Origin of the sequence: Pseudomonas brassicacearum subsp. brassicacearum (assembly GCF_008801605.1) — a bacterium.
GTDB lineage: Bacteria > Pseudomonadota > Gammaproteobacteria > Pseudomonadales > Pseudomonadaceae > Aquipseudomonas > Aquipseudomonas brassicacearum.
Window position 1 is genome coordinate 20,352 of the sequence record NZ_VZPJ01000019.1, and the last position, 25,681, is coordinate 46,032.

32 protein-coding genes are annotated in these 25,681 nt (G+C 58.5%); 28 read left to right on the top strand and 4 right to left on the bottom strand.

The genetic code is table 11. The features are described from left to right. Positions 1-4 precede the first annotated feature (4 nt). The 25 genes from rpsS (at position 5) to bfr (ending at position 13,211) form a co-directional block, all read left to right on the top strand. Complete coding sequence (rpsS, locus tag F7R20_RS28355) at positions 5-280, top strand: 30S ribosomal protein S19 (protein ID WP_002555486.1); 276 nt, start codon at positions 5-7, stop codon at positions 278-280. An 11-nt stretch (positions 281-291) separates the two neighbouring features. Beyond that, complete coding sequence (gene rplV / locus F7R20_RS28360) at positions 292-624, top strand: 50S ribosomal protein L22 (protein ID WP_003103908.1); 333 nt, start codon at positions 292-294, stop codon at positions 622-624. A 13-nt stretch (positions 625-637) separates the two neighbouring features. After that, complete coding sequence (gene rpsC / locus F7R20_RS28365; protein ID WP_003176422.1) at positions 638-1,324, top strand: 30S ribosomal protein S3; 687 nt, start codon at positions 638-640, stop codon at positions 1,322-1,324. Positions 1,325-1,336: 12 nt separating this feature from the next. Beyond that, on the top strand, positions 1,337-1,750 hold the full coding sequence (gene rplP / locus F7R20_RS28370; protein WP_003186052.1) for a 50S ribosomal protein L16: 414 nt from the start codon (positions 1,337-1,339) through the stop codon (positions 1,748-1,750). Then, positions 1,750-1,941, top strand: a complete 192-nt coding sequence (gene rpmC / locus F7R20_RS28375; RefSeq protein WP_002555481.1) for a 50S ribosomal protein L29 — start codon at positions 1,750-1,752, stop codon at positions 1,939-1,941. Before rplP ends, rpmC begins: the two co-directional genes overlap by 1 nt. A gap of 2 nt (positions 1,942-1,943) precedes the next feature. Continuing rightward, entirely contained in the window at positions 1,944-2,210 is a 267-nt protein-coding gene (gene rpsQ / locus F7R20_RS28380; RefSeq protein ID WP_003194644.1) for a 30S ribosomal protein S17, read from the top strand. A 23-nt stretch (positions 2,211-2,233) separates the two neighbouring features. Next, entirely contained in the window at positions 2,234-2,602 is a 369-nt protein-coding gene (rplN, locus tag F7R20_RS28385; protein WP_002555479.1) for a 50S ribosomal protein L14, read from the top strand. 11 nt (positions 2,603-2,613) lie between these two features. Continuing rightward, complete coding sequence (rplX, locus tag F7R20_RS28390; RefSeq protein ID WP_003186046.1) at positions 2,614-2,928, top strand: 50S ribosomal protein L24; 315 nt, start codon at positions 2,614-2,616, stop codon at positions 2,926-2,928. Positions 2,929-2,948: 20 nt separating this feature from the next. Beyond that, on the top strand, positions 2,949-3,488 hold the full coding sequence (gene rplE, locus F7R20_RS28395) for a 50S ribosomal protein L5 (protein ID WP_003186044.1): 540 nt from the start codon (positions 2,949-2,951) through the stop codon (positions 3,486-3,488). Between the two features lie 13 nt (positions 3,489-3,501). After that, entirely contained in the window at positions 3,502-3,807 is a 306-nt protein-coding gene (rpsN, locus tag F7R20_RS28400) for a 30S ribosomal protein S14 (RefSeq protein WP_003186042.1), read from the top strand. A 210-nt stretch (positions 3,808-4,017) separates the two neighbouring features. Next, positions 4,018-4,410, top strand: coding sequence for a 30S ribosomal protein S8 (rpsH, locus tag F7R20_RS28405; RefSeq protein WP_003186040.1), 393 nt, complete (start codon positions 4,018-4,020; stop codon positions 4,408-4,410). A gap of 12 nt (positions 4,411-4,422) precedes the next feature. Beyond that, positions 4,423-4,956 (top strand): 50S ribosomal protein L6, encoded by a 534-nt coding sequence (rplF, locus tag F7R20_RS28410; RefSeq protein WP_003186039.1) that lies wholly within the window; start codon positions 4,423-4,425, stop codon positions 4,954-4,956. A 10-nt stretch (positions 4,957-4,966) separates the two neighbouring features. Next, positions 4,967-5,317 (top strand): 50S ribosomal protein L18, encoded by a 351-nt coding sequence (gene rplR, locus F7R20_RS28415; RefSeq protein ID WP_003186037.1) that lies wholly within the window; start codon positions 4,967-4,969, stop codon positions 5,315-5,317. A gap of 3 nt (positions 5,318-5,320) precedes the next feature. Next, complete coding sequence (gene rpsE / locus F7R20_RS28420) at positions 5,321-5,821, top strand: 30S ribosomal protein S5 (protein WP_003186035.1); 501 nt, start codon at positions 5,321-5,323, stop codon at positions 5,819-5,821. 2 nt (positions 5,822-5,823) lie between these two features. Further along, a complete protein-coding gene (gene rpmD, locus F7R20_RS28425; RefSeq protein WP_003186033.1) occupies positions 5,824-6,000 on the top strand; it encodes a 50S ribosomal protein L30 in 177 nt (58 codons plus the stop codon). A gap of 3 nt (positions 6,001-6,003) precedes the next feature. After that, on the top strand, positions 6,004-6,441 hold the full coding sequence (rplO, locus tag F7R20_RS28430; protein ID WP_003186032.1) for a 50S ribosomal protein L15: 438 nt from the start codon (positions 6,004-6,006) through the stop codon (positions 6,439-6,441). Continuing rightward, the gene (gene secY, locus F7R20_RS28435; protein ID WP_003186029.1) at positions 6,442-7,770 is read left to right on the top strand and encodes a preprotein translocase subunit SecY; all 1,329 of its coding nucleotides are present in this window, start codon (positions 6,442-6,444) and stop codon (positions 7,768-7,770) included. A 30-nt stretch (positions 7,771-7,800) separates the two neighbouring features. Then, complete coding sequence (gene rpmJ, locus F7R20_RS28440; protein WP_002555468.1) at positions 7,801-7,917, top strand: 50S ribosomal protein L36; 117 nt, start codon at positions 7,801-7,803, stop codon at positions 7,915-7,917. 130 nt (positions 7,918-8,047) lie between these two features. After that, on the top strand, positions 8,048-8,404 hold the full coding sequence (gene rpsM, locus F7R20_RS28445; protein ID WP_003186020.1) for a 30S ribosomal protein S13: 357 nt from the start codon (positions 8,048-8,050) through the stop codon (positions 8,402-8,404). Positions 8,405-8,434: 30 nt separating this feature from the next. After that, positions 8,435-8,824 (top strand): 30S ribosomal protein S11, encoded by a 390-nt coding sequence (gene rpsK, locus F7R20_RS28450; RefSeq protein ID WP_002555466.1) that lies wholly within the window; start codon positions 8,435-8,437, stop codon positions 8,822-8,824. A gap of 18 nt (positions 8,825-8,842) precedes the next feature. Beyond that, complete coding sequence (gene rpsD / locus F7R20_RS28455; protein ID WP_003176404.1) at positions 8,843-9,463, top strand: 30S ribosomal protein S4; 621 nt, start codon at positions 8,843-8,845, stop codon at positions 9,461-9,463. A gap of 22 nt (positions 9,464-9,485) precedes the next feature. Continuing rightward, entirely contained in the window at positions 9,486-10,487 is a 1,002-nt protein-coding gene (locus F7R20_RS28460; RefSeq protein ID WP_003186012.1) for a DNA-directed RNA polymerase subunit alpha, read from the top strand. A gap of 42 nt (positions 10,488-10,529) precedes the next feature. Further along, positions 10,530-10,916, top strand: a complete 387-nt coding sequence (rplQ, locus tag F7R20_RS28465; RefSeq protein ID WP_003186009.1) for a 50S ribosomal protein L17 — start codon at positions 10,530-10,532, stop codon at positions 10,914-10,916. A gap of 223 nt (positions 10,917-11,139) precedes the next feature. Beyond that, positions 11,140-12,588, top strand: a complete 1,449-nt coding sequence (locus F7R20_RS28470) for a catalase (protein ID WP_013694334.1) — start codon at positions 11,140-11,142, stop codon at positions 12,586-12,588. Between the two features lie 158 nt (positions 12,589-12,746). After that, the gene (gene bfr / locus F7R20_RS28475; RefSeq protein WP_003206084.1) at positions 12,747-13,211 is read left to right on the top strand and encodes a bacterioferritin; all 465 of its coding nucleotides are present in this window, start codon (positions 12,747-12,749) and stop codon (positions 13,209-13,211) included. Positions 13,212-13,325: 114 nt separating this feature from the next. Here bfr and uvrA read toward each other — a convergent pair whose 3' ends face one another. Beyond that, entirely contained in the window at positions 13,326-16,160 is a 2,835-nt protein-coding gene (uvrA, locus tag F7R20_RS28480) for an excinuclease ABC subunit UvrA (protein ID WP_003206082.1), read from the bottom strand. A 179-nt stretch (positions 16,161-16,339) separates the two neighbouring features. Here uvrA and F7R20_RS28485 point away from each other — a divergent pair, with 179 nt between their 5' ends. Together F7R20_RS28485 and F7R20_RS28490 are read left to right on the top strand one after the other, a co-directional pair. Continuing rightward, entirely contained in the window at positions 16,340-17,737 is a 1,398-nt protein-coding gene (locus F7R20_RS28485) for an MFS transporter (RefSeq protein WP_003206080.1), read from the top strand. 9 nt (positions 17,738-17,746) lie between these two features. Next, positions 17,747-18,268 (top strand): single-stranded DNA-binding protein, encoded by a 522-nt coding sequence (locus F7R20_RS28490; protein ID WP_003206078.1) that lies wholly within the window; start codon positions 17,747-17,749, stop codon positions 18,266-18,268. 129 nt (positions 18,269-18,397) lie between these two features. On the opposite strand, the gene F7R20_RS28495 is transcribed toward F7R20_RS28490, so the two are convergent. From F7R20_RS28495 to F7R20_RS28505, 3 genes are all read right to left on the bottom strand, one after another. Beyond that, positions 18,398-18,889 carry a hypothetical protein gene (locus tag F7R20_RS28495; RefSeq protein WP_170291500.1) on the bottom strand — a complete coding sequence of 164 codons (492 nt, stop codon included), beginning with the start codon at positions 18,887-18,889 and terminating at the stop codon, positions 18,398-18,400. Positions 18,890-19,157: 268 nt separating this feature from the next. Then, the gene (locus F7R20_RS28500) at positions 19,158-20,012 is read right to left on the bottom strand and encodes a hypothetical protein (protein WP_003206074.1); all 855 of its coding nucleotides are present in this window, start codon (positions 20,010-20,012) and stop codon (positions 19,158-19,160) included. Positions 20,013-20,183: 171 nt separating this feature from the next. After that, positions 20,184-22,109: an MAC/perforin domain-containing protein gene (locus F7R20_RS28505; RefSeq protein WP_003206072.1), complete on the bottom strand. Its 1,926-nt coding sequence runs from the start codon at positions 22,107-22,109 to the stop codon at positions 20,184-20,186. Between the two features lie 211 nt (positions 22,110-22,320). Here F7R20_RS28505 and F7R20_RS28510 point away from each other — a divergent pair, with 211 nt between their 5' ends. Beyond that, the gene (locus tag F7R20_RS28510; protein ID WP_003206071.1) at positions 22,321-25,620 is read left to right on the top strand and encodes a tetratricopeptide repeat protein; all 3,300 of its coding nucleotides are present in this window, start codon (positions 22,321-22,323) and stop codon (positions 25,618-25,620) included. The last annotated feature ends 61 nt before the right edge of the window (positions 25,621-25,681 follow it).

The following is a 25,681-nucleotide window of genomic DNA, read 5'->3' on the forward strand; positions in this document are numbered from 1 at the left end:
GACAGTGCCACGTTCTCTGAAAAAAGGTCCTTTTATTGATCTTCACCTACTGAAGAAGATCGAAGTGGCGGCGGAAAAGAACGATCGCAAACCAGTTAAGACCTGGTCGCGTCGTTCGATGATCCTGCCACAAATGGTCGGTTTGACCATCGCAGTACACAACGGTCGCCAACACGTCCCAGTTCTCGTGAACGAAGACATGGTCGGCCACAAACTGGGCGAGTTCGCCGGTACCCGCACATACCGTGGGCACGTGGCTGACAAGAAAGCCAAGCGTTAAGGGGTAAGGAAATGGAAGTAGCCGCTAAGTTGTCGGGCGCTCGAATCTCCGCCCAGAAAGCCCGCTTGGTCGCCGACCAGATCCGCGGGAAGAAGGTGGGCGAAGCGCTCAACCTGTTGGCTTTCAGCAGTAAGAAAGCCGCCGAGATCATGAAGAAAGTGCTGGAGTCGGCCGTAGCCAACGCCGAGCATAACGAAGGCGCAGACGTTGATGACCTGAAGGTCAGCACCGTTTTCGTCAACGAAGGGCGTTCGCTGAAGCGCATCATGCCACGTGCCAAAGGCCGTGCTGATCGCATCGTCAAGCGGTCTTGCCATATCACTGTCAAGGTTGCTGACAAGTAACGGAGTCGAAGAGATGGGTCAGAAAGTACATCCCATTGGCATTCGCCTGGGAATCGTCAAGGAGCACACCTCCGTCTGGTACGCAGACGGTCGGACTTATGCGGACTACTTGTTCGCTGATCTGAAGGTGCGTGAGTATCTCCAAGACAAACTAAAAAGCGCGTCCGTAAGCCGTATCGATATCCATCGTCCGGCGCAGACTGCACGTATCACCATCCACACCGCTCGTCCAGGTATCGTTATCGGGAAGAAAGGTGAAGATGTTGAGAAACTGCGTCAGGACCTGACCAAGCAAATGGGTGTGCCTGTGCACATCAATATCGAAGAGATCCGCAAGCCGGAGCTCGACGGTATGCTGGTTGCGCAGAGCGTAGCTCAGCAGCTGGAGCGTCGCGTAATGTTCCGTCGCGCTATGAAGCGCGCTGTACAGAACGCAATGCGCATTGGTGCCAAAGGCATCAAAATCCAAGTGAGCGGTCGTCTCGGCGGTGCTGAAATCGCACGTACTGAATGGTATCGCGAAGGTCGTGTGCCACTGCACACCCTGCGTGCCGACATCGACTATGCCAACTACGAAGCTCACACCACCTACGGTGTGATCGGTGTAAAGGTTTGGATCTTCAAAGGCGAAGTAATTGGTGGTCGCCAAGAAGAACTGAAGCCACAAGCACCAGCGCCTCGTAAAAAAGCTGCTAAGTAAGGGGTACGCCAAATGTTGCAACCAAAGCGTACGAAGTTCCGCAAGCAGATGACCGGTCACAACCGTGGCCTGGCATTGCGCGGTAGCAAAGTCAGCTTCGGCGAGTTCGCGCTGAAGTCTGTTGCTCGTGGTCGTCTCACCGCTCGTCAGATCGAGTCAGCGCGTCGTGCTCTGACCCGTCACGTAAAACGTGGCGGCAAGATCTGGATCCGTGTATTCCCGGACAAACCTGTCACCAAGAAGCCACTCGAAGTTCGGATGGGTAAAGGTAAGGGTAACGTGGAGTACTGGGTTGCCCAGATTCAGCCAGGCAAAGTCCTGTATGAAATCGAGGGTGTTTCTGAAGAGCTGGCGCGTGAGGCTTTCGCCCTGGCTGCTGCAAAGCTGCCGCTCGCCACCTCCTTTGTTAAACGGACGGTGATGTGATGAAAGCGAATGAACTTCGTGAAAAATCAGCACAGCAGCTGAACGAGCAACTGCTCGGCCTGCTGCGCGACCAGTTCAATCTGCGTATGCAGAAAGCAACTGGCCAGTTGGGGCAGTCTCATCTGCTCTCGCAAGTTAAGCGTGACATCGCTCGCGTGAAAACTGTGCTCAACCAGCAGGCAGGTAAGTAATCATGGCTGAAGCCGAAAAAACTGTCCGTACGCTGACTGGCCGTGTTGTCAGCGACAAGATGGACAAAACCATCACCGTTCTGATCGAGCGTCGCGTTAAGCACCCGATCTACGGTAAATACGTTAAGCGTTCGACTAAGCTGCACGCGCACGACGAAACCAATCAGTGCCACATCGGCGACAAAGTCACTATTCGTGAAACTCGTCCGATGGCCAAGACCAAGTCTTGGGCGCTGGTTGATGTTCTCGAACGCGCTGTGGAAGTCTAAGGGCTAGGGGTCGGAGAAATTATATGATTCAGACTCAATCCATGCTCGATGTGGCCGATAACAGCGGCGCTCGCCGTGTTATGTGCATCAAGGTGCTGGGTGGCTCCCATCGTCGTTACGCTGGTATCGGTGACATCATCAAAGTTACCGTCAAGGAAGCAATTCCTCGCGGTAAGGTGAAAAAAGGCCAAGTGATGACAGCTGTCGTAGTCCGCACTCGCCATGGCGTCCGTCGTGCTGACGGCTCCATCATCCGCTTTGATGGCAACGCTGCTGTTCTGTTGAACAACAAGCAAGAGCCGATCGGCACCCGTATCTTTGGGCCAGTGACCCGTGAGCTTCGTACTGAGAAGTTCATGAAGATCGTCTCGCTCGCCCCAGAAGTGCTGTAAGGAGATCCGACATGCAAAAGATTCGTCGTGACGACGAGATCATCGTGATCGCCGGCAAAGACAAAGGTAAGCGCGGTAAGGTGCTGAAGGTTCTTGCTGACAACCGTCTGGTTGTTGGTGGTCTGAACCTGGTCAAGCGTCATACCAAGCCTAACCCGATGTCGGGCGTACAGGGCGGTATCGTCGAGAAAGAAGCGCCACTGCACGCTTCCAACGTCGCCATCTTCAACGGCGAAACCAACAAGGCTGACCGCGTTGGTTTCAAAGTAGAAGACGGTAAGAAAATTCGTGTCTTCAAGTCGACCCAAAAAGCGGTTGATGCTTGAACACTGCTAGGTAGAAGACCATGGCACGACTAAAAGAGATTTACCGGAAGGAAATCGCACCGAAACTTAAGGAAGAACTTAAGCTTTCGAACGTGATGGAAGTTCCGCGCGTTACCAAAATCACCCTGAACATGGGTCTGGGCGAAGCGATCGGCGACAAAAAAGTCATCGAGCACGCTGTTGCCGACCTGGAAAAGATCACCGGTCAGAAAGTCGTTGTGACTTACGCTCGGAAATCCATCGCTGGCTTTAAAGTCCGTGAAGGTTGGCCGATCGGCGTCAAAGTGACCCTGCGCCGTGAGCGTATGTACGAGTTCCTGGATCGTCTGCTGTCGATCTCCCTGCCTCGGGTTCGCGACTTCCGCGGCCTGAATGCCAAGTCCTTCGATGGTCGTGGCAACTACAGCATGGGCGTTAAAGAGCAGATCATTTTCCCGGAAATCGATTACGACAAGATCGACGCTCTCCGCGGTCTGGACATTACCCTGACCACCACTGCTCGGACGGATGACGAAGGTCGCGCACTGCTGCGCGCTTTCAAATTCCCGTTCCGCAACTGATTGGAGTAGGAAAATGGCCAAGAAGAGCATGAAAAACCGTGAGCTGAAGCGTCAGCTCACCGTTGCCAAGTACGCCACCAAGCGTGCAGCGCTGAAAGCTATCATCGTTGATCTGAACGCAAGTCCAGAAGCGCGTTGGGAAGCTACCGTAGCCCTGCAGAAGCAGCCACGTGACGCAAGCGCCTCGCGCATGCGTAACCGCTGCCGCCTGACTGGTCGTCCGCACGGCGTGTACCGCAAGTTCGGCCTTGGCCGTAACATGCTGCGTCAAGCTGCAATGCGTGGTGACGTTCCAGGTCTGGTTAAAGCCAGCTGGTAAGCACTGTCAAAGTCGCGGCGTTCGGGATCGCAAGATCCTGACCGTCGGTGACCTTGAACATGAATCAAGCCCCTATTGGGGCTTGATTCATTTGTGGGGTGTGTCTAGAATACCCGGCTCGCCTGAGCCCGTGTTTTTATTGCACGGATGCGCTCGGCGACACGTACTAGCCGAAAGGCTAATTTTTTGTGTATTAGGAGCGTCTAGCCCATGAGTATGCAGGACCCGTTAGCGGACATGCTAACTCGTATCCGTAATGCCCAGATGGCTGAAAAGTCCGTCGTAAGCATGCCATCTTCTACTTTGAAGGTAGCTGTTGCCAAAGTCCTGAAGGACGAAGGTTACATTGCGGGTTATCAGATCAGCAGCGAAATCAAGCCACTGCTGTCCATCGAGCTGAAGTACTTCGAAGGCCGTCCGGTCATCGAGGAAGTGAAGCGCGTTAGCCGTCCAGGCCTGCGTCAGTACAAGTCCGTCGATGATCTGCCAAAAGTTCGTGGCGGTCTCGGTGTGTCTATCGTCTCCACCAACAAGGGTGTGATGACGGATCGTGCTGCGCGCGCTGCCGGTGTCGGCGGCGAAGTTCTTTGCACTGTGTTCTAAGGGGGGATAAGCATGTCACGCGTCGCTAAGAACCCCGTTAAGCTGCCAGCCGGTGTCGAAGTCAAATTCGCAGGCCAACAGCTTTCGGTGAAGGGTGCCAAGGGCACTCTGCAACTGAACATCCATTCGTCCGTTGAGATCGTTGAAGAAGCTGGTGAGCTGCGTTTCGCTGCTCGCAATGGCGATCAACAGACTCGCGCAATGGCTGGTACCACTCGTGCGTTGGTAAACAACATGGTCCAAGGCGTAAGCCAAGGCTTCGAGCGCAAGCTCCAGCTGGTCGGTGTTGGTTACAAAGCGCAAGCAAAAGGCACAGTGCTGAACCTGGCTCTTGGCTTCTCGCACCCAGTGGATTATGAACTGCCGGAAGGCATCACCGCTGAGACTCCTAGCCAGACCGATATCCTGATCAAGGGCATCGACAAGCAGCTGGTAGGTCAAGTGGCCGCCGAGATCCGCGACTTCCGTCCACCAGAGCCGTACAAAGGCAAAGGTGTGCGCTACGCGGACGAAGTCGTCCGTCGTAAAGAAGCCAAGAAGAAGTAGGGCATAGCAAATGACCGACAAAAAAGTTACTCGACTGCGTCGCGCTCGCAAAGCACGCCTGAAAATGCACGAACTCGAAGTCGTGCGTCTCTGCGTGTTCCGCTCGTCGCAGCACATCTACGCCCAGGTCATTTCGGCCGACGGCAACAAAGTCCTGGCAAGTGCCTCGACTTTGGATAAAGAACTGCGTGATGGTGCCACTGGCAACATCGACGCGGCCACTAAGGTTGGCCAGCTGGTCGCTACGCGTGCTAAAGCCGCTGGCGTCTCGCAGGTGGCTTTCGACCGCTCTGGCTTCAAGTACCACGGTCGCGTCAAGGCGCTGGCTGATGCTGCTCGTGAAGCTGGGCTGGAGTTCTAAGTTATGTCAAATAACGACCAAAAGCGCGACGAAGGCTACATCGAGAAGCTGGTTCAAGTTAACCGCGTAGCCAAAACCGTTAAAGGCGGCCGTATCTTCACTTTCACTGCGTTGACCGTAGTGGGTGATGGTAAAGGCCGTGTTGGCTTCGGCCGTGGCAAGTCGCGTGAAGTGCCTGCTGCGATCCAGAAGGCAATGGAAGCTGCTCGCCGCAACATGATCCAGGTTGATCTGAACGGCACCACTCTGCAGTACGCAATGAAGTCCGCCCATGGCGCTTCGAAGGTGTACATGCAGCCTGCTTCTGAAGGTACCGGTATCATCGCTGGCGGCGCTATGCGTGCTGTCCTCGAAGTTGCTGGCGTTCAGAACGTTCTGGCCAAGTGCTACGGCTCGACTAACCCGGTAAACGTGGTTCACGCCACTTTCAAGGGTTTGAAAGCAATGCAGTCTCCTGAATCCATTGCCGCCAAGCGTGGCAAAAGCGTCAAGGAGATCTTCTGATCATGGCTACCGTAAAAGTTACGCTGATCAAAAGCATGACCGGCCGCATCCCTAACCACAAACTGTGCGTTAAGGGTCTGGGTCTGCGTCGCATCGGTCACACTGTAGAAGTCCTGGATACTCCCGAGAATCGCGGGATGATCAACAAGGCTTACTACATGCTGCGTGTCGAGGGTTAATCGATGAAACTCAATGATCTGAGTCCAGCGCCGGGTTCCCGTCGCGAAAAGCATCGTCCGGGCCGTGGTATCGGTAGTGGTTTGGGCAAGACCGGTGGCCGTGGCCACAAAGGTCAGACCTCCCGCTCCGGTGGCACCATTGCTCCAGGCTTTGAAGGCGGTCAACAGCCGCTGCATCGTCGCCTGCCGAAGTTCGGTTTCGTTTCCCTGAAAGCCATGGACCGCGCAGAAGTGCGTCTGTCCGAGCTGGCCAAAGTGGACGGCGACATCGTCACCGTGCAGTCCCTGAAGGATGCCAACGTGATCAACCAGAACGTTCAGCGTGTGAAAATCATGCTGTCGGGCGAAGTTGCTCGTGCTGTCACCATCGGAAAGGGAATCGGCGCCACCAAAGGTGCGCGTGCGGCTATCGAAGCAGCTGGCGGCAAGTTCGAGGAATAAATGGCTAAGCAAGGTGCTCTCTCTGCGCTCGGCAAAGGCGGTATGTCTGAACTCTGGGCTCGTCTGCGTTTTCTGTTCCTGGCGATTATCGTCTACCGAATAGGCGCACACATCCCGGTTCCAGGTATCAACCCGGACCGACTCGCGGACCTGTTTCGACAGAATGAGGGGACCATTCTTAGCTTGTTCAACATGTTTTCCGGCGGCGCGCTGGAGCGGATGAGCATCTTTGCACTGGGGATCATGCCGTACATTTCGGCATCGATCATCATGCAATTGATGAGCGCCGTCAGCCCGCAGCTGGAGCAGTTGAAGAAGGAAGGTGAAGCTGGCCGTCGCAAGATCAGCCAGTACACCCGCTACGGCACTGTCGTCCTCGCTCTCGTTCAAGCCATTGGCATGTCCATCGGCTTGGCGGGGCAGGGCGTTTCGTTCACTGCTGACTTCAGCTTTCATTTCGTTGCGGTAACCACTTTTGTGGCGGGCGCGATGTTCATGATGTGGCTGGGTGAGCAGATTACTGAGCGTGGTGTTGGCAACGGTATCTCGATGTTGATCTTCGCAGGTATCGTCGCCGGTCTTCCGAGAGCGATCGGGCAGTCTTTCGAGTCTGCGCGTCAGGGTGATATCAACATTTTCGCCCTGGTTGCCATCGGTCTGCTGGCAGTAGCGATTATCGGTTTCGTGGTGTTCATTGAGCGTGGCCAGCGTCGTATTGCTGTTCACTACGCCAAGCGTCAGCAGGGCCGCAAGGTATTTGCTGCGCAGACTAGCCACTTGCCGTTGAAGGTGAACATGGCCGGCGTAATTCCGGCTATTTTCGCGAGCAGCATCCTGCTGTTCCCGGCTTCGTTGGGTGCCTGGTTCGGCCAGTCTGAAGGTATGGGCTGGTTGCAGGACATCTCGCAGTCGATCGCTCCTGGTCAGCCGTTGAATATTCTGCTGTTTAGTGCAGGGATTATTTTCTTCTGCTTCTTCTATACGGCGTTGATGTTCAATCCGAAAGACGTAGCGGAAAACCTGAAGAAGTCCGGTGCCTTTATTCCGGGCATCCGTCCAGGTGAGCAGTCTGCGCGCTACATTGATGGCGTTCTGACTCGCTTGACCATGTTCGGTGCTCTTTACATGACGGCCGTCTGTCTGTTGCCCCAGTTCCTGGTGGTTGCGGCAAACGTACCGTTCTACCTTGGCGGGACCTCGTTGCTGATCGTGGTCGTGGTTGTGATGGACTTCATGTCCCAAGTACAATCGCACCTCGTTTCGCACCAGTACGAATCCCTGATGAAGAAAGCCAACCTGAAGGGCTACGGCAGCGGCATGTTGCGCTGAGTAGCGTCCATAAGGTTCGAGGAGTTGGTGATGAAAGTTCGTGCATCGGTGAAAAAGCTGTGCCGTAACTGCAAGATTATTCGCCGCGAAGGTGTTGTTCGGGTAATTTGCAGCGCGGAACCGCGTCACAAACAGCGCCAAGGCTGAGTGTGATTGTGCTTTAAGCCCGGCAGCTAGTGCGCTGCCGGGTTGATTATTTGTTATTACAGCGATATTATCTCGCGCCCTATTTCTTGGCTTCCGGGGCGTAGGTAGCTGTCAATTGGAGTCCCACTGAATGGCCCGTATTGCAGGCGTCAACATTCCAGATAACAAGCATACTGTTATCTCGCTGACCTACATCTATGGTGTTGGTCGCACTACTGCACAGAAAATTTGTGCAGTGACTGGGGTCAACCCAGCGGCAAAGATCAAAGATCTGAGCGACGAGCAGATTGAACAGCTGCGTGGCGAAGTGGCGAAGTTCACCACTGAAGGTGACCTGCGTCGCGAAATCAACATGAAAATCAAGCGCTTGATGGACCTCGGTTGCTATCGCGGTCTGCGTCATCGTCGTGGTCTGCCAGTACGCGGTCAGCGTACCAAGACCAACGCGCGTACCCGTAAAGGTCCGCGTAAGCCGATCCGCAAGTAATCGCCCCAGCGAATCGACAGGAATTTAATCATGGCAAAACCTGCTGCTCGTCCTCGTAAAAAAGTTAAAAAGACAGTGGTTGATGGCATCGCCCACATCCATGCTTCTTTTAACAACACCATCGTGACCATTACCGACCGTCAAGGTAACGCTCTTTCCTGGGCTACCTCCGGTGGTTCGGGTTTCCGCGGTTCCCGCAAGTCCACCCCGTTCGCTGCTCAAGTAGCTGCTGAGCGTGCTGGTCAAGCTGCGCTGGAATACGGCCTGAAAAACCTCGACGTCAACGTCAAGGGTCCAGGTCCAGGTCGTGAATCCGCAGTCCGCGCTTTGAACGGCTGTGGCTACAAGATCGCCAGCATCACCGACGTGACGCCAATCCCGCACAACGGGTGCCGTCCGCCGAAGAAGCGCCGCGTGTAATCCAGGAGATTGTAAAGAATGGCTCGTTACATTGGTCCAAAATGCAAACTCGCTCGTCGCGAAGGCACCGATCTTTTTCTGAAGAGCGGCGTGCGCGCGATCGAATCGAAGTGCAACATTGAAGCAGCACCTGGTATCCACGGCCAACGCCGCGGTCGCCAGTCCGACTACGGCACCCAACTGCGTGAAAAGCAGAAGGTCCGTCGTATCTACGGCGTTCTCGAGCGTCAATTCAGCGGCTACTACAAAGAAGCTGCTGGCAAGAAAGGCGCAACCGGCGAAAACCTGTTGCAACTGCTCGAATGCCGCCTGGACAACGTTGTATACCGTATGGGTTTCGGTTCTACTCGTGCCGAATCTCGTCAGCTGGTATCGCACAAGTCGATCAGCGTTAACGGTCAGACCGTAAACGTTCCGTCCTACCAGGTTCGTGCTGGTGACGTGGTTGCTGTTCGCGAGAAAGCAAAGAACCAACTTCGCATTGTCCAAGCTCTCGATCTGTGTGCCCAACGTGGCCGCGTAGAATGGGTAGAAGTAGACACTGAGAAGAAGTCGGGCGTTTTCAAGAACGTTCCTGCTCGCAGTGATCTGTCCGCCGACATCAACGAAAGCCTGATTGTCGAGCTCTACTCCAAGTAAGGGCTAGAAAATAGGTGCATCCATGCAGATTTCGGTAAATGAGTTCCTGACACCCCGCCATATTGATGTGCAGGTTGTCAGTCCAACCCGCGCCAAGATCACACTCGAGCCTCTCGAGCGTGGTTTCGGCCACACCCTGGGCAACGCGCTGCGCCGCATCCTGTTGTCCTCAATGCCCGGCTGTGCAGTAGTCGAGGCCGAGATTGACGGTGTGCTCCACGAGTACAGCGCCATCGAAGGTGTACAGGAAGACGTAATTGAAATCCTGTTGAACCTTAAAGGTCTGGCTATCAAGCTGCACGGTCGTGACGAAGTTACGCTGACCTTGTCGAAGAAGGGTTCGGGGGTGGTTACCGCTGCCGATATTCAGCTGGATCATGATGTCGAGATCGTTAACCCCGATCACGTAATCGCTAACCTGGCGTCTAACGGCGCCCTGAACATGAAGCTCACCGTAGCTCGTGGTCGTGGTTATGAACCGGCAGACTCGCGTCAGAGCGATGAAGACGAAAGCCGCAGCATCGGTCGCTTGCAGCTTGACTCTTCGTTCAGCCCAGTTCGCCGTATCGCATACGTGGTGGAAAACGCCCGTGTCGAACAGCGTACCAACCTGGACAAGCTGGTTATTGATCTGGAAACCAACGGTACCCTGGATCCTGAAGAGGCTATCCGCCGTGCTGCAACCATCCTGCAACAGCAGTTGGCTGCGTTCGTCGACCTCAAAGGTGACAGTGAGCCAGTGGTTGTCGAGCAGGAAGACGAGATCGATCCGATCCTGCTTCGCCCGGTTGACGATCTGGAACTGACTGTACGTTCGGCTAACTGCCTTAAGGCGGAAAACATCTACTACATCGGCGACCTGATTCAGCGTACCGAAGTAGAGCTGTTGAAGACTCCGAACCTTGGCAAGAAATCCTTGACTGAAATCAAGGACGTTCTGGCCTCCCGCGGTCTGTCCCTCGGCATGCGCCTCGACAACTGGCCGCCTGCAAGTCTTAAGAAGGACGACAAGGCGACTGCCTGATCGTCGTAATCACCGAACGTTGTGTTTGGTAAGGAATGAACCATGCGTCATCGTAAAAGTGGTCGTCACCTGAGCCGCACCAGCTCGCACCGCAAGGCCATGTTCCAAAACATGGCGGTGTCGCTGTTCGAGCACGAGCTGATCAAAACTACACTGCCGAAAGCCAAAGAACTGCGTCGCGTTGCTGAGCCGCTGATCACTCTGGCCAAGACAGATAGCCTGGCTAACCGCCGTCTGGCTTTCGACCGTACTCGTTCGAAAGCTATCGTTGGTAAGCTCTTCAACGACCTGGGCAAGCGTTACGCTACCCGTGAGGGTGGCTACCTGCGCATCCTCAAGTGCGGTTTCCGCGCTGGCGACAACGCGCCTATGGCGTACGTCGAGTTGGTTGATCGTGCTACCAGCGGTGAAGCTGTATCCGCTGAGTAAGTCGGCAACATACAAAAAACCGGGCCTTGTGCCCGGTTTTTTGTTGCCTGAAGGAAAGCAGGCAAGCCGTTTCGACTGGCTTGGCTATTGGCAAGTATTCAGCGTTAGATAATGACTATCGATGTCCATGATTTAATGAATTTGGATACTGTCATTAATATGATCAATACTCCTTTCCAGCCGATTAGCCGGCAGTTCGAAGACCGACCTAGGAAGATTGAGCATGAGCCAGATCAAAACGCTTACGACCGCCAGCGGCGCTCCTGTCGCCGATAACCAGAACTCTCGTTCCGCCGGCCCGCGCGGCCCGCTGCTGCTCGACGACTTTCACTTGATCGAGAAGCTTGCTCACTTCAACCGCGAAAACATCCCTGAACGTCGCGTGCACGCCAAAGGCTCGGGCGCCTACGGTACATTCACCGTCACCCAGGACATCACTCAGTACACCAGCGCCAAGTTGTTCGAGTCGATCGGCAAGCAGACGCCAACCTTCCTGCGGTTCTCTACCGTGGGTGGTGAACGTGGTTCGGCCGACACTGAACGCGACCCGCGCGGCTTCGCCCTGAAGTTCTACACCGAGGAAGGCAACTGGGACATCGTTGGCAACAACACGCCGGTATTCTTCATTCGTGATCCGTTGAAGTTTCCAGACTTCATCCACACCCAGAAACGTCTGCCGCAAAGCAACCTGAAAAGCGCCCAGGCGATGTGGGATTTCTGGTCGCATTCGCCTGAGGCGTTGCACCAGGTCACCATTCTGTTCTCCGATCGCGGTATTCCGGATGGCTACCGTCACATGCACGGCTTCGGCAGTCACACCTACAGCCTGATCAACGCGCAGGGTGAGCGCCACTGGGTGAAGTGGCACTACAAGACCCAGCAAGGGATCAAGAACCTCGCGCCGGCAGAGGCAGCACGCCTGGCGGGTACCGACCCGGATTACGCCCAGCGCGACTTGTTCGGTGCCATCGAGCGCGGTGACTTCCCGAAATGGAGCGTTTGCATCCAGGTCATGACCGAAGCCCAGGCCGCAGCCCATTACGAGAATCCGTTTGACGTCACCAAGACCTGGTCGCAGAAAGAGTTTCCGCTGATCGAAGTCGGTGTGCTCGAGCTCAACCGTAACCCGCTGAATTACTTTGCCGAAGTCGAGCAAGCGGCATTTGGCCCTAGCAACATGGTGCCAGGGGTTGGCCTCTCGCCGGACCGCATGCTGCAGGGACGTGTCTTCGCCTACGCGGATGCGCACCGCTACCGTGTGGGCACCAATCACCAGCAATTGCCGGTGAATGCGCCGCGCAGTCCGGTCAATACCTACCAGCGCGACGGCGCCATGGCGTTTGGCAGCAATGGCGGGGCGGCACCAAACTACGAGCCTAACAGCTACGTGGAGGCACCGAAGCAGGCACCGCGTTACGCAGAACCAGCACTGGCCCTCAGTGGCGCGGCGGACCGTTACGACCATCGCGAAGACACCGACTACTACAGCCATGCCGGAGCGCTGTTCCGCTTGATGAGCGACGAGCAGAAGGCGCTGTTGATCAGCAACATCGCCGGCGCAATGGGAGGCGTGTCGGCAGATGTGGTTGACCGTCAGTTGCAGCATTTCTTCAAGGCCGATGTTGCCTATGGAGAGGGCATCGCAAAAGCCTTGGGTGTAGCGCTTAACTAAGTCTAAACGAGAAGCAGAACCGCCCTCATTAGGGCGGTTTTTGCGTTATTTAACCTGGTTTTCTCGGATTTTCTTCGCTTTTGTTGCGTTGAGCCAGTGACCTTGCGGTCAGCTTGGTTCAAACTACAGCCTTTAAAAGCTTGTGGAGATGTAGGGCGATGCAAGGTCACCCAGACGTAATCGATTACCTCAACACGTTGCTGACAGGCGAACTGGCAGCCCGTGATCAATATTTCATCCATTCGCGGATGTACGAGGATTGGGGTTTTACCGAGCTCTACGAACGTATCAACCACGAGATGGAAGAAGAGACCCAGCACGCCGATGCGCTGATGCGTCGGATCCTGATGCTCGAAGGCACGCCACGCATGCGCGCCGATGACCTCGACGTCGGTACCACGGTGCCCGATATGCTCGCCGCCGACCTGCGCCTGGAATACAAAGTCCGCGCTGCGCTGTGCAAAGGCATCGAGCTCTGCGAACAGCACAACGACTACGTGACCCGCGAGATCCTGCGGATCCAGCTCGCCGACACCGAAGAAGACCACACCTACTGGCTGGAGAAGCAGTTGGGTCTGATCAAGCTGATCGGGTTGGAAAACTACCTGCAATCGCAGTTCTGATTGTTGGGAAAGGGAACGCAGAGCGTCCCAAGCTGCGTTCCCACGCAGAGCGTGGGAACGATCAAGCCCCTGTCATCGGTGAGATGACAGGGGCTTTTTCGTGCTCGGGTGAAATCAGTCCCGATCACGTTCCAGCAGCGGCTTGAGGTAGTAGCCGGTGTAGGACTGCTTCATCTCGGCCACTTGTTCCGGCGTCCCTACGGCGATGATCTGGCCACCCTTGGAGCCGCCTTCCGGCCCCAGGTCCACCAGCCAGTCAGCGGTCTTGATCACGTCCAGGTTGTGTTCGATCACCACCACGGTGTTGCCGTGGTCACGAAGGCGGTGCAGCACGTCGAGCAATTGCTGGATATCGGCGAAGTGCAGGCCTGTGGTCGGCTCGTCGAGGATATACAGGGTCTTGCCGGTGTCGCGCTTGGACAGCTCGCGGGACAACTTGACCCGCTGGGCTTCACCGCCGGACAGCGTGGTTGCCGACTGCCCCAGCTTGATATACGACAGGCCGACATCCATCAGCGTCTGGAGCTTGCGCGCCAGGGCCGGCACCGCGTCGAAGAACACCCGGGCCTCCTCGATGGTCATCTCTAGGGTTTCGTGGATGTTCTTGCCCTTGTATTTGATCTCCAGGGTCTCGCGATTGTAGCGCTTGCTCTTGCACACATCGCACGGCACGTAGATGTCTGGCAGGAAGTGCATTTCCACCTTGATCAGGCCATCGCCCTGGCAGGCTTCGCAGCGCCCGCCCTTGACGTTGAACGAGAAACGCCCTGGGCCGTAGCCACGCGAACGGGACTCCGGCACGCCGGCGAACAGTTCGCGGATCGGTGTGAACAGCCCGGTATAGGTCGCCGGGTTCGAACGCGGGGTGCGGCCAATCGGGCTCTGGTCGATGTCGACCACCTTGTCCAGGTGCTCCAGGCCCTTGATGCTGTCGTGGGCGGCCGCTTCCAGGGTGGTGGCGCCGTTCAGGGCCGTGGCGCTGAGGGGGAACAGGGTGTTGTTGATCAGCGTCGACTTGCCGGAGCCGGACACGCCGGTAACGCAGGTCAGCAGGCCGATCGGGATTTCCAGGTCGACGTTGCGCAAATTGTTGCCGCGAGCACCCTTGAGGGTCAGCGACAACTTCTTGTTGCGCGGCGTACGTTTGGCCGGGACCTTGATCTTGACCCGACCCGACAGGTATTTGCCCGTCAACGAGTCAGGGTGCGCCATGACTTCGGCAGCGGTGCCCTGGGCGACGATATGCCCGCCATGCACGCCCGCGCCCGGGCCGATGTCGACCACGTAGTCGGCCAGGCGGATGGCGTCCTCGTCGTGCTCGACCACGATCACCGTGTTGCCGATGTCCCGCAGGTGCTTCAGGGTCCCGAGCAACCGGTCGTTATCCCGTTGGTGCAGGCCGATGGATGGCTCGTCGAGGATGTACATCACCCCCACCAGGCCGGCGCCGATCTGGCTGGCGAGGCGGATACGCTGGGCTTCGCCGCCGGACAGGGTGTCGGCGCTGCGATCGAGGGTCAGGTAATCCAGGCCGACGTTCACCAGGAACTGCAGGCGCTCGCGGATTTCCTTGAGGATCTTGTCAGCGATTTCGCCCCGACGGCCGGTGAGCTTCAAACCGCCGAAATAATCGGTGGCGTCGCCAATCGGCAGGTTGGTCACCGCCGGCAGCGTTTTCTCGCCGACCCATACATGCCGCGCTTCGCGACGTAGACGGGTGCCACGGCAATCCGGGCAGGGCTGGGTGCTGAGGAACTTGGCCAGTTCTTCGCGCACGCTGGCCGATTCGGTCTCGCGGTAGCGTCGCTCCAGGTTCGGCACGATGCCCTCGAACGGGTGTGAGCGCTTGACGATATCGCCGCGGTCGTTGAGGTATTTGAAGTCGACATTCTGCGAGCCGCTGCCCTGCAGGATGAATTTCTGCTGGTCAGCGGGTAACTCGTTGAACGGCATGTCCAGGCTGAACTTGTAATGAGCTGCCAGCGAACCGAGCATCTGGAAGTAATAGACGTTGCGCCTGTCCCAGCCGCGAATCGCGCCTTCGGCCAGGGTCAGCTCGCCATTGACCAGCCGCTTGGTGTCGAAGAACTGCTTGACCCCCAGGCCGTCGCAGGTCGGGCAGGCGCCAGCCGGGTTGTTGAAGGAGAACAGCTTGGGTTCCAGCTCGCTGATGGCGTGGCCGCAGATCGGGCAGGCGAAGCGCGCGGAGAAAATGATTTCCTCGCCAGGCTCGTCGTCCATCGGCGCGACCAGGGCGATGCCGTCGGCCAGTTTCAGCGCCGTCTCGAAGGACTCGGCCAGCCGCTGTTGCAGGTCGGCCCGGACCTTGAAGCGGTCGACCACTACATCGATCGAATGCTTCTTCTGCTTATCCAGCTTCGGCAATTCGTCCAGTTCGCACAGTTTGCCGTTGACCCGGGCCCGCACGAAGCCCTGGGCGCGCAGTTCTTCGAAAACCATCAGGTGTTCGCCCTTGCGCTCGCGAATCACTGGCGCCAGCAGCATCAGCTTGCTGCCTTCCGGCTGGGCCAGCACCAGGTCGACCATCTGGCTGACGGTCTGGGCTTCCAGGGGAATATCGTGATCGGGGCAGCGGGGAATGCCGACCCGCGCATACAGCAAACGCAGGTAGTCGTAGATCTCGGTGATGGTGCCGACCGTCGACCGGGGGTTATGGGAGGTCGACTTCTGTTCGATGGAAATGGCCGGCGACAGGCCTTCGATGGTGTCGACGTCGGGTTTTTCCATCATCGACAGGAACTGCCGGGCGTAGGCCGACAGCGATTCGACATAGCGTCGCTGGCCTTCAGCGTACAACGTGTCGAAGGCCAGGGATGATTTGCCGGATCCGGACAGGCCGGTGATGACGATCAGCTTGTCCCGTGGCAGGGTCAGGTCGATGTTCTTCAGGTTGTGGGTACGGGCCCCACGAATCAGGATCTTGTCCAAAGTGGCCTCGCTCGGCGGGCGTCGAAAACGTAGGAGTATACGGGCAAATACTGGATGGATGCACACTATCGAAGGTGCGATTGCAGCCATACATGAAGACTGCGCGGCAAACAGTCGCCATATACCCTCTCAATCGATGGGACTGGTAGAATCGCCGCCGGTTCACATGAGGTTTTTCCATGCAAGATCCCCACAGCGAACGCATGAGTAGTGGCGAGACACGCGCAGCAAGCGGTCTGGCCCTGGTGTTCGCCTTCCGTATGCTGGGCATGTTCATGGTGTTGCCAGTGCTGGCGACCTATGGCATGGACCTGGCTGGCGCGACCCCGGCCCTCATCGGGTTGGCGATTGGCGCTTATGGCCTGACCCAGGCGATCTTCCAGATCCCGTTCGGGGTCATTTCCGACCGCATCGGCCGGCGTCCGGTCATCTACCTGGGGCTGATCGTCTTCGCCCTTGGCAGTGTGCTGGCGGCCAATGCCGACTCGATCTGGGGCGTGATCGCCGGACGCATCCTACAGGGCGCCGGGGCTATTTCCGCGGCTGTCATGGCGCTGCTGTCAGACTTGACCCGCGAACAACATCGGACCAAGGCCATGGCCATGATCGGCATGACCATTGGTCTGTCGTTCGCCGTGGCCATGGTGGTAGGTCCCTTGCTGACCCGTGCCTTTGGCTTGTCGGGCCTGTTCCTGGCGACCGGCGCCATGGCGCTGGTAGGCATCCTGATCGTGGCGTTCATGGTGCCGCACGCCACCGGGCCGTTGCAGCACCGGGAGTCCGGGGTGGCGCGCCAGGCATTGATCCCGACGCTCAAGCACCCGGACCTGTTGCGCCTGGACCTGGGCATTTTCGTGCTCCACGCCATGCTGATGTCCAGCTTCGTGGCCCTGCCGCTGGCCCTGGTCCAGAAGGCCGGCCTGCCCAAGGAGCAGCACTGGTGGGTCTACCTCACCGCGCTGCTGATTTCGTTCTTCGCCATGATTCCGTTCATCATCTATGGCGAGAAACGACGCAAAATGAAACGAGTTTTGCTCGGCGCCGTCATGACGCTGATGCTCACTGAGCTATTCTTCTGGCAGTTCGGCGATAGCTTGCGGGCGCTGGTGATCGGCACGGTGGTGTTCTTTACTGCGTTCAATCTGCTGGAAGCATCGCTGCCGTCGTTGATCAGCAAGGTTTCACCGGCGGGCGGCAAGGGCACGGCGATGGGGGTCTATTCCACCAGTCAGTTCCTGGGTTCGGCGTTGGGCGGGATCCTCGGCGGCTGGCTGTTCCAGCATGGCGGTTTGTCGGTTGTGTTCCTGGGTTGTGCCGCGCTGGCTGCACTTTGGTTCGCCTTTGCTGTTACCATGCGCGAACCTCCCTATGTGACGAGCCTGCGCTTGCCCTTATCGCCCGAGGCGATTCGTGAGGCTGGCCTGACCGAGCGTCTGAAGGCCGTCGTTGGAGTAACCGATGCAGTGGTGGTCGCCGACGAGGCGGCCGTGTATATCAAACTCGACACCGAATTATTGGATCGCGCGACGCTCGAGCGCCTGGTGAACAACCCGGCCCCGACCACGTGCGAAGCCTAGGAGAACGTTATGGCCCGTGGGGTTAACAAAGTCATATTGGTCGGTACTTGCGGCCAGGATCCCGAAGTTCGCTACCTGCCGAACGGCAACGCCGTGACCAACCTGAGTCTGGCGACCAGCGAACAGTGGACCGACAAGCAGACCGGCCAGAAGGTCGAGAAGACCGAATGGCACCGCGTGTCGATGTTCGGCAAAGTGGCTGAGATCGCCGGCGAATACCTGCGCAAGGGTTCGCAGGTGTACATCGAAGGCAAGCTGCAGACCCGCGAGTGGGAAAAAGACGGCATCAAGCGCTACACCACCGAAATCGTGGTCGACATGCAAGGCACCATGCAACTGCTGGGCGGCCGTCCACAAGGCGACCAGCAACAAGGTGGCAACAACTACCAGCAGTCGGCTCCGGCCCCGCGTCAGCAGGCGCCTCGTCCGCAGTCGGCGCCACAGCCACAACGCGAACGCCCGGCCCCACAACAGGCCGCGCCGCAACCGGCTCCGGATTTCGACAGCTTTGATGACGATATTCCGTTCTGATTACTGGTTGAGACTACTCCGCCAATAGTTTGAAAACAGGCCCCAAGCGCACTCTGCCCTTGGGGCTTTTTTATTTATTGGCGCAGGCCAGGTTCATGACTTGAGGACACCGGGCAATCCCGGTCATGCTCACAAATCCAGATCCAATACTTCCTGCATCCTCTCGCCAATCGACTGCCTCAACCACTCGGCATGGAACGCCATGTCCCGCACCGTTACATCCGAAAACCGAAGTTCGATCGGCTTGCCATTGTCCCCGGCGAAGCACACCACAAAGTGACAAAAGTTGGCGGAAGCGGTCGTTATGTAGGGCCTGATGGAATGGATATCGCTGTACGGCACGCATTCTTCGGTGGTTTGCCGGGCAGGGCGGCGCTGGGTGAAGGTGAGGCGTTGCTGGCGTTCGTCGAAGCAGAAGCCAAGCACCTGGGGCCCGGAGGCGAGCCAGTTGATCACGCAGACGGCCGCGAATGCGCTGATGAACATGAGCGCTAGAATCAGTGGATCTTCGATCATTCTCATGTGAATGGACGACAGACCTTCGACCTTGAACAGCATCATGGTAAACACTGCCAGCCCGTAGACGGGCAGGGCCAGTAACATCCCCGCAGCGTAAATCATAGTGCCCAGGAATCCCGGCCTGGATACGTCGCTTGAGCAATCCCACGTGGGCGGGTGCCGTGGCGCTGATGTAGCGGTCGGGAACGGGGATTCGACCAGTCGCGGCGGGCGTTTGCGTTTCATACGGCTGGCTCTTGGGAAAAATGCCCGGCCATTCTTATCGTTATTGCTCAAGTACGCCTAGTAAAAAACAGTTCGCCCGAGGTTGGGTTCTTCCTGGCCCCCGCCAACCCAGGTTTTTTCTGTCTGACCTGTAGTGCTATCACCCTCACGGTCGGTAATTTGCCGGTAACTCATGCCGTGTCGGCGTCTTCTCTTCGTGATAGTGCGGTTTGCCCTGGGGGGAGTTCATCAAGGTCGGATTGGCCAGGATCGTCTCCGTCAGCAAACAGTCCTCGCCTTCCCCGAACCAGCAGGCCAGCGCCGAGTTTCGGTTGCCGTGCATGTCCACGACGGCCGGCCAGTTTTCGATGCCGCGGGCGTCACTGGGGGCTATGTCGGGGTAATGCTTGGGCGGCAGGACCAGTGCATCACCGGGCCGCAGCCACAGGTCAGCCAGATAAATTTCCCTGGCCGCAGGACGCCAGCGGGCGACGCTGATCACCAGCGGCAAGCGTCCGTAGCGGGAAAAGAACGCGTGGGGGAAGTTGTGGTATTCGAGGTCGGTCGGGTTGTAGGTCAGCAGCTCGCGCTGGCGCGCCGGGCCCAGGTAGGGCGATTGGTGGCCGGCCCATTTGCCGTAGGTGTATTGGCCCAGGATCAGTTGGTCGTACTCGAAACGCAGGCATTCGCCGTTGCCGAGCAGGGTCATGCCGAAGGCTTGCGCCGTTTCCCTGGTTGCCCAGATGGGGGCGTAGTGCACTTCGCTGGCGTGGAAGTCGAACGTCTTGATCCAGTAGGAGCCGGTGTTCGTTGGAACCTCACGATCCCTCCAACTGATGCCGGAGTAGCGAGTGCCCACGGACAGGGATGGATTTTCGGGGCTGAGCTGGATCAGGTTGCCGCGCACCTGGACACTCGGCTGCGCCAACCCATGGTCGTTGAACAGATAGGGAAACCGGCGGGGATCGAGCGCTGTTTCCGCGCCGTCGCCGATAAAGGGAACACTGTTGAAGACTTGCATCGTATGGGGACCACGCACGCAAGAGGGCTAGAGGGAATGGCAGTCAATCAAGTCATGAAACCAGTGGGAGCGAGCTTGCTCGCGATAGCGGTGGGTCAGCTTGCACCAATGTTGGATGTGCCGCCGCCATCGCGAGCAAGCTCGCTCCTACAGGGGGGTAACTATCGGCTATCAACTATATGGACGATGCTGCTCGCGCAACCAATCCATGCCGTGAGGTTGGCGCCAAGCCCGGACTGCGGCGCGCTTTTCAACCTGGGTCAGGCACAAGGCGTCCATCCAGTAGTAGACCATCAACAGGTGAAACACCTCATCGCCGCGCCGGTCCCAAATGACGTCGTCCTGTTGGCGGCCCGGTTCGATGGGCTTGAGCCGGCAGTCGCCCTGGTCATGCATGCCCTGCAGGCAGGTTCCCGTCTCGTAGTTGATCAGCAGTACCGGGTGGTTGATTTCCGGGTAGGGTTTTTCCAGCTCGGGCATGTACCAGAATTGCCCTGGGTTGCACCTGTCCGGCGTCTGCATGGCGATACGGGTCCGGTTTTGCGGATCCACTGCCAGCGCCGGTTTGTCCCCAGTATTGTTGCGCACGATGTACAGCGCGGTGCGAGGGTCCTGCTCGGTACTTGCCGTCTTGACCAGCTTGACCTTGCCGAACGAGTCGTGGGAAAGCCGAGCCTTGATCTTCACCGTTGGGTTGAGGTCTTTGCCTGCCTGGCCGAAACCGGCAATGAGTCCATCGACACCGGGCACCTCGAAGTCATTCCCCGCCAGCACATAGGTCAGGCCGGACAACGGGTTGGGTTGCATGTGCTTGGTCAGCGTCTCCCAGCGTGCGAGCGACACTTCGCTGGCGCCGTTGGCCAGCAGGGCCTCGCGCATCGCGTATCCCGGGTAGTAGCGTGAGTCGCGCGGCCAGCGTTCAGTGGCCATCAGCAGTTTCTGCCCGCTTTTTTGTCTCAGCAGCAGGGCCAGTCCATCCCAGAACTGTTCAAATTCCGTGGTCGATGCATTCGCGGCGGGTGGGTAGTGGAAGCTCTCGCTGGTTTCCTTGCTTTTGTTGTCGACGAACACCATTCGCAAGGCCGGGCCGGTTGCCGCGGCCTTGGGCGTGGTTTGCCGCCCGGAGCGACCGAGGACCACCACCGACTCCTGCCAATTGGCTTCGATTTCCGCTTTGTAGCTGGTGTACCACTGGTAGGCCTGCTCCAGTGCCGTACGGGTCTCGCCTTCCTTGACGAAACGATAGACCGGCGAGATTTTCAACTCCACGACCGTAGGGTCGTCCGGCAGCGATTCACGCCATTTGCCGAACTCCGCGTTGCAGTTGCTGGGGTCCACTGCGTTGAACGCGATGGCGTGCGTACCGCCCTGGGTGGTCAGGTTGGCGTTGCGGTGGGCGATGTTTTTCTTGACCGTTTCCGAGATCGAGGTGGTCGCGCTACCGCTGACGAAGGCGCCGTATTCGGCCTTGACCATCGCATCGAGGGTATTGGTCTGGCTGAGGAAACTCTTGAGTGCGGTCATCGCATAGTTCAGCGAGCCGCCGACGGTCACTTCGCTGACGATATCGGCGCCAAAATCGACGAGGAAGTTGAAAAACGTCGTCGGATTGCCCGGATCGAACGCCTTGGGCAGGTCATCGACACGCTTCTTGAACGCTTCAGTCGCATTGGCCGGATTGACTTCGAAGGTCAGTTTCCATAACCGCACGGTGTGACTGTAGAGCGCGGCTTCGCGCTCTTCGAGCGTCTTGATGTCACTGCCGAAGGTGACTTTGAAACCGGCGGAAAAGGCGCCGTATTTACCGGAGGCTTCGACACTCGTCTGGGTATGTTTTTCGAACTCGTCGCGGGAGGAAAACGTCTCGGTTGAGAAATTCTCGGTGGCCACGACGGTGGACATGGTGACGTTTTTCCCTACGTTGTAGGCTGTTTTCCGGTACGGCACGGCACGTTTGCCCGACTCGGTATCGCCGACCTTCTGACACTCCTTGCTATCGCCGGCCCAATCGAGCCGGTTCAGTCCACGCCCCAGCAGTTGCGAACCGCCGATATCGCGCAAGTCTTCGCCAGTGGTGCCCTTCAGTCCATCGTTCATCGCCTTTCTCCCATCGCTCAGGTTGTATCAACTGGGTGCCAATTGATGGGAGTGAGTATCGGGAGGGCCGTGATAACCGGACAGTCCAGAGCAGTGTCAGTCCGGTATCAGTTTGGTATCAGGCCAAATGCCATCTTTTCATTAACCTGCAGAGAGGCGCTGGAGTACACTCGATCGGCTGCCGTTGTCCCAGGGTAGAAGGGTTATCGACATGGACTCCCGACACAATACCTTTGCTGCCCTGCCCAAGCGTGATGCCTCGATATCCGACGGTCGTGTGCTGTTGGACGCGGTGTCGTTGAAAGGACTGCGCAAACAGCATGGCCTGAGTCAGGAAACCCTGGCCGAGGCCTGCCTGAACCGGCATTTGTGCGTCTCGATCGCCTCCATCAAGCGCGCCGAAACCGGCAAGCCGGTGCTTTATCGCACCGCTCGGCACCTGGCGACGGCCTTCGGGGTCGATGTGAGTGCGCTGCTGGGCGATCCCGCCTCGGCGGCTTTGGTGCACATCCAACAGACGATGACCGAACTGCACCAGATGGCCTTTGCGCAACAGGCGCAGAAACAGGTCGATGACAGCGTCATTCGCTACGTAATTGAACTGTCCTTTCGGATCGATGGGGTGCCAGCGGCGACGTTCATGGATGAAGTCGAGCGCCTGGTGCGTCAGTTCGGTGGCGTGCCACTGGGGATGACGCAGGATGTGGTGATCGCCCAATTCGGCTCTCCGCAGGCGTATCGCAGCGATAGCGAACGGGGCCTGCTCTGCGCGTTGGCGCTGAGCCGCGAGCAATTCGTCACGCCAGGGCATGCCTTGGTGCTGCGGCTTGTGCGCCTGAGTGCCGAAGCGACAGCCCCCCATGTTGAGCCTGCTTTGCTCGCGCAAAAGCCGTTGCTGGATCGTCATGGGAATGCGCCGGTGTATGTTGCGCAGAATCTGCTGGAACAACTCGCTGCCCGGTTTGAGTTTTCCGCCTCCGACGATGAGTTTCAGGCCTATCGCAAATGCCTGCGCCCGCGCAGCCTCGACGAAAACGCGCCGCGTCCGTTGGTGGGGCGAGCCATCGAGCTGCTGCAGTTCAAGGCAGTGATCGAGGCTACCCAGGAATGCCAGGATGGGCACGTCGTGTATGTGCGCGGCATGGCGGGCATTGGCAAGACCCGGTTGGTCAGCGAGTTTCTCGAAATGGCTCGGCAGCGTGGCTTTGCCTGCCATCGCGGCGATGTGCTGGATTTCGGCATGGACAACAGTCTGTGGCCCCTGGGGCAATTGGTGGCCAGCCTGCTCAACCTCGGTGGGGCGCCGTCCATCAGCGCGTCGCTGTTGGACGCGGCCTTGTCCCGCCTGAAAGTGGCCGCCGAACATCGCATGTTCCTGCAAGTGCTGACGGGCGTGTCGTCTGCCGAGCCGCCCATCCTGTATGGCGCGATGAGCAACCAGGCCCGTACCCAGGGGCTGTTCCAGGCTTTGCTCGACGTGTTGCTGCGCGTTGCGGTGCAACAGCCCTTGGTGATCTGCTTCGAAGACCTGCACTGGGGCGACACCACGCTGTTTGCGCTGCTGGGCAAGCTGCTCGATGCCACTGACGAAGCGCCGGTTGTCTGGCTGCTGACGTCCCGTCCCGAAGATGACCCGCTGGGCGGCGAAATCCGTTCGTATTCCTCCAGCCCCATGAGTCTGCTCGATATCGCGCCGATCCGGGCGCGGGAGGCCACGGTCCTGGCGGAGCAATTCATCGATGTCGATCCGCGCTACCGGGCTGAATGTGTTGCCCGCGCCCAGGGCAATCCGCTGTACCTGACGCAACTGCTGTCGAGCCAGCAAGGTATTTTCCCCGACAGTCTGCGGCATCTGGTCCAGACCCGCTTCGACAAGCTGGCTCCCGAGCAACGTCGCGCCCTGCATTACGCCGCGGTGCTGGGTAATCGTTTCGAGCTGACGCTGTGGCGCCAAGCGCTAGGACAGCCCGGTTATCTGCCGACGGCGGACATGCGCCAGGGGCTGCTGCGGGAAGTCGAGCCAGGCAGCTATCTGTTTGTCCACGACCTGGTCATGCACTGCCTCTACGACGCGATGCCCACGTTGCTTCGCGAGCAGTTGCACGGTGAAGTGGCGAGCCTCTACCGCGAGCGCGACCGGGTGCTCCATGCCCAGCATTTACTGCGGGCCAACGATCCGGCGGCGTTCGACGCGTTGTTGGTAGCCATGGGCGAAAAACGCCTGGCCTGCCAGTACGACAGTGTCCTTGCGCTGGCGCGGCAGTGCGCGGCGTTTGCCGAGCGTACGCAGGGCGATTTTTCCTTCGCGTTGCTGTGCGGCCAGGCGTGCTCGGGCCTGGGCCAGACCGTGGAGGCTCGGGCGCATTTCCAGCGGGCCTTGGCCTTGGCCGAGCAGCCACAGGATCAGATCGAGGCTGCGCTGGGGCTGGCAGCGGTCCTCAATACCCTCGACTGCCTGGACGAGGAGGAGCGCCTGATCAAGGACATGCAGCCCATCGCCCGGGCCATGCAGGCGCATACGGCGCTGGCCCGGTTGAATCACTTGCACGGGAATATCTATTTTCCACGGGGCGATTACGCCGAGTGTCGCAGGCTCCATGAAGAGGCCTTGTCCTGTGCGCGCATCGGCCGGGATCTGGAGACCGAGGCCAAGGCCTTGAGTGGCATTGGTGACTCCTATTACGCACAAGGGCGCATGCAGACCGCCTACGAGGTGTTTGATCAATGCGTACGCCTGTGCGAACGCAATGGGTTGGCGCACGTGGAGGCGGGCAATCGCAGCGCCCGTGGATCGGCGCAGCTGTACCTGGGCCAGTGGGAGCAGGCCTTGCGTGACGCCATGGAGGCCATCGAATGCAGCACTCGGCTGGGCAATCATCGGGCACAGGTTTTCTCGCGGCTCACGGCGGCCTGGGTGCTGGTGGCGGGCGGCCAGGATGCCTTGGCGGAGCAAGAGCTGACCTGCGCCCTGGCGCTGGCGCGCAACCTCGGCGCCAGCCGTTTCGAAGCGATCCTGCTGGAAGGGTTGGCGCGGGTGGCGTTGCGCCAGGGCGAGCGCGGGCTGGCGCAGACCTTGATCATGGAGGCGGCGAGCCTGGTGGAGCGCTTCGAGCTGCAGCGCTACATCGGGCCGTGGGTCTACGGCAGCCTGGCGATGATCAGCGACGATGGGCCGCTCAGCCAGCAGGCCTTGGCGAAGGGCGAAGCCCAGCTCACCCTGGCCTGCCTGGCCCACAACGCTTTGCGCTTTCGCGTGGCCGCCGCTGAAACCTGCCTGTTGGCGGGCAATACCGAACAGGCGATCTGGCATGGGCAACAGATGGCGGCATTGCCCGAGTCAGCGTCATGCGCCTGGATCACCCATCATGTGCGGTTGATCGACGTAGCGGGGCAGTGGCTGCGCAGCGCCGATCAAGCCAGCGGCGAGAAGTTGAAAGGGATGGCGCGCGAAGCGCAGCAGATGGGATTCGTGGCGACGATGCCAAGGTTGCTGCAAGTGCTGGATGTGTGATCGCTCCAGACACACCGTTGATGCTTGAGGCAAAACCGCACTTCGCCGACGAAGCGCGGTT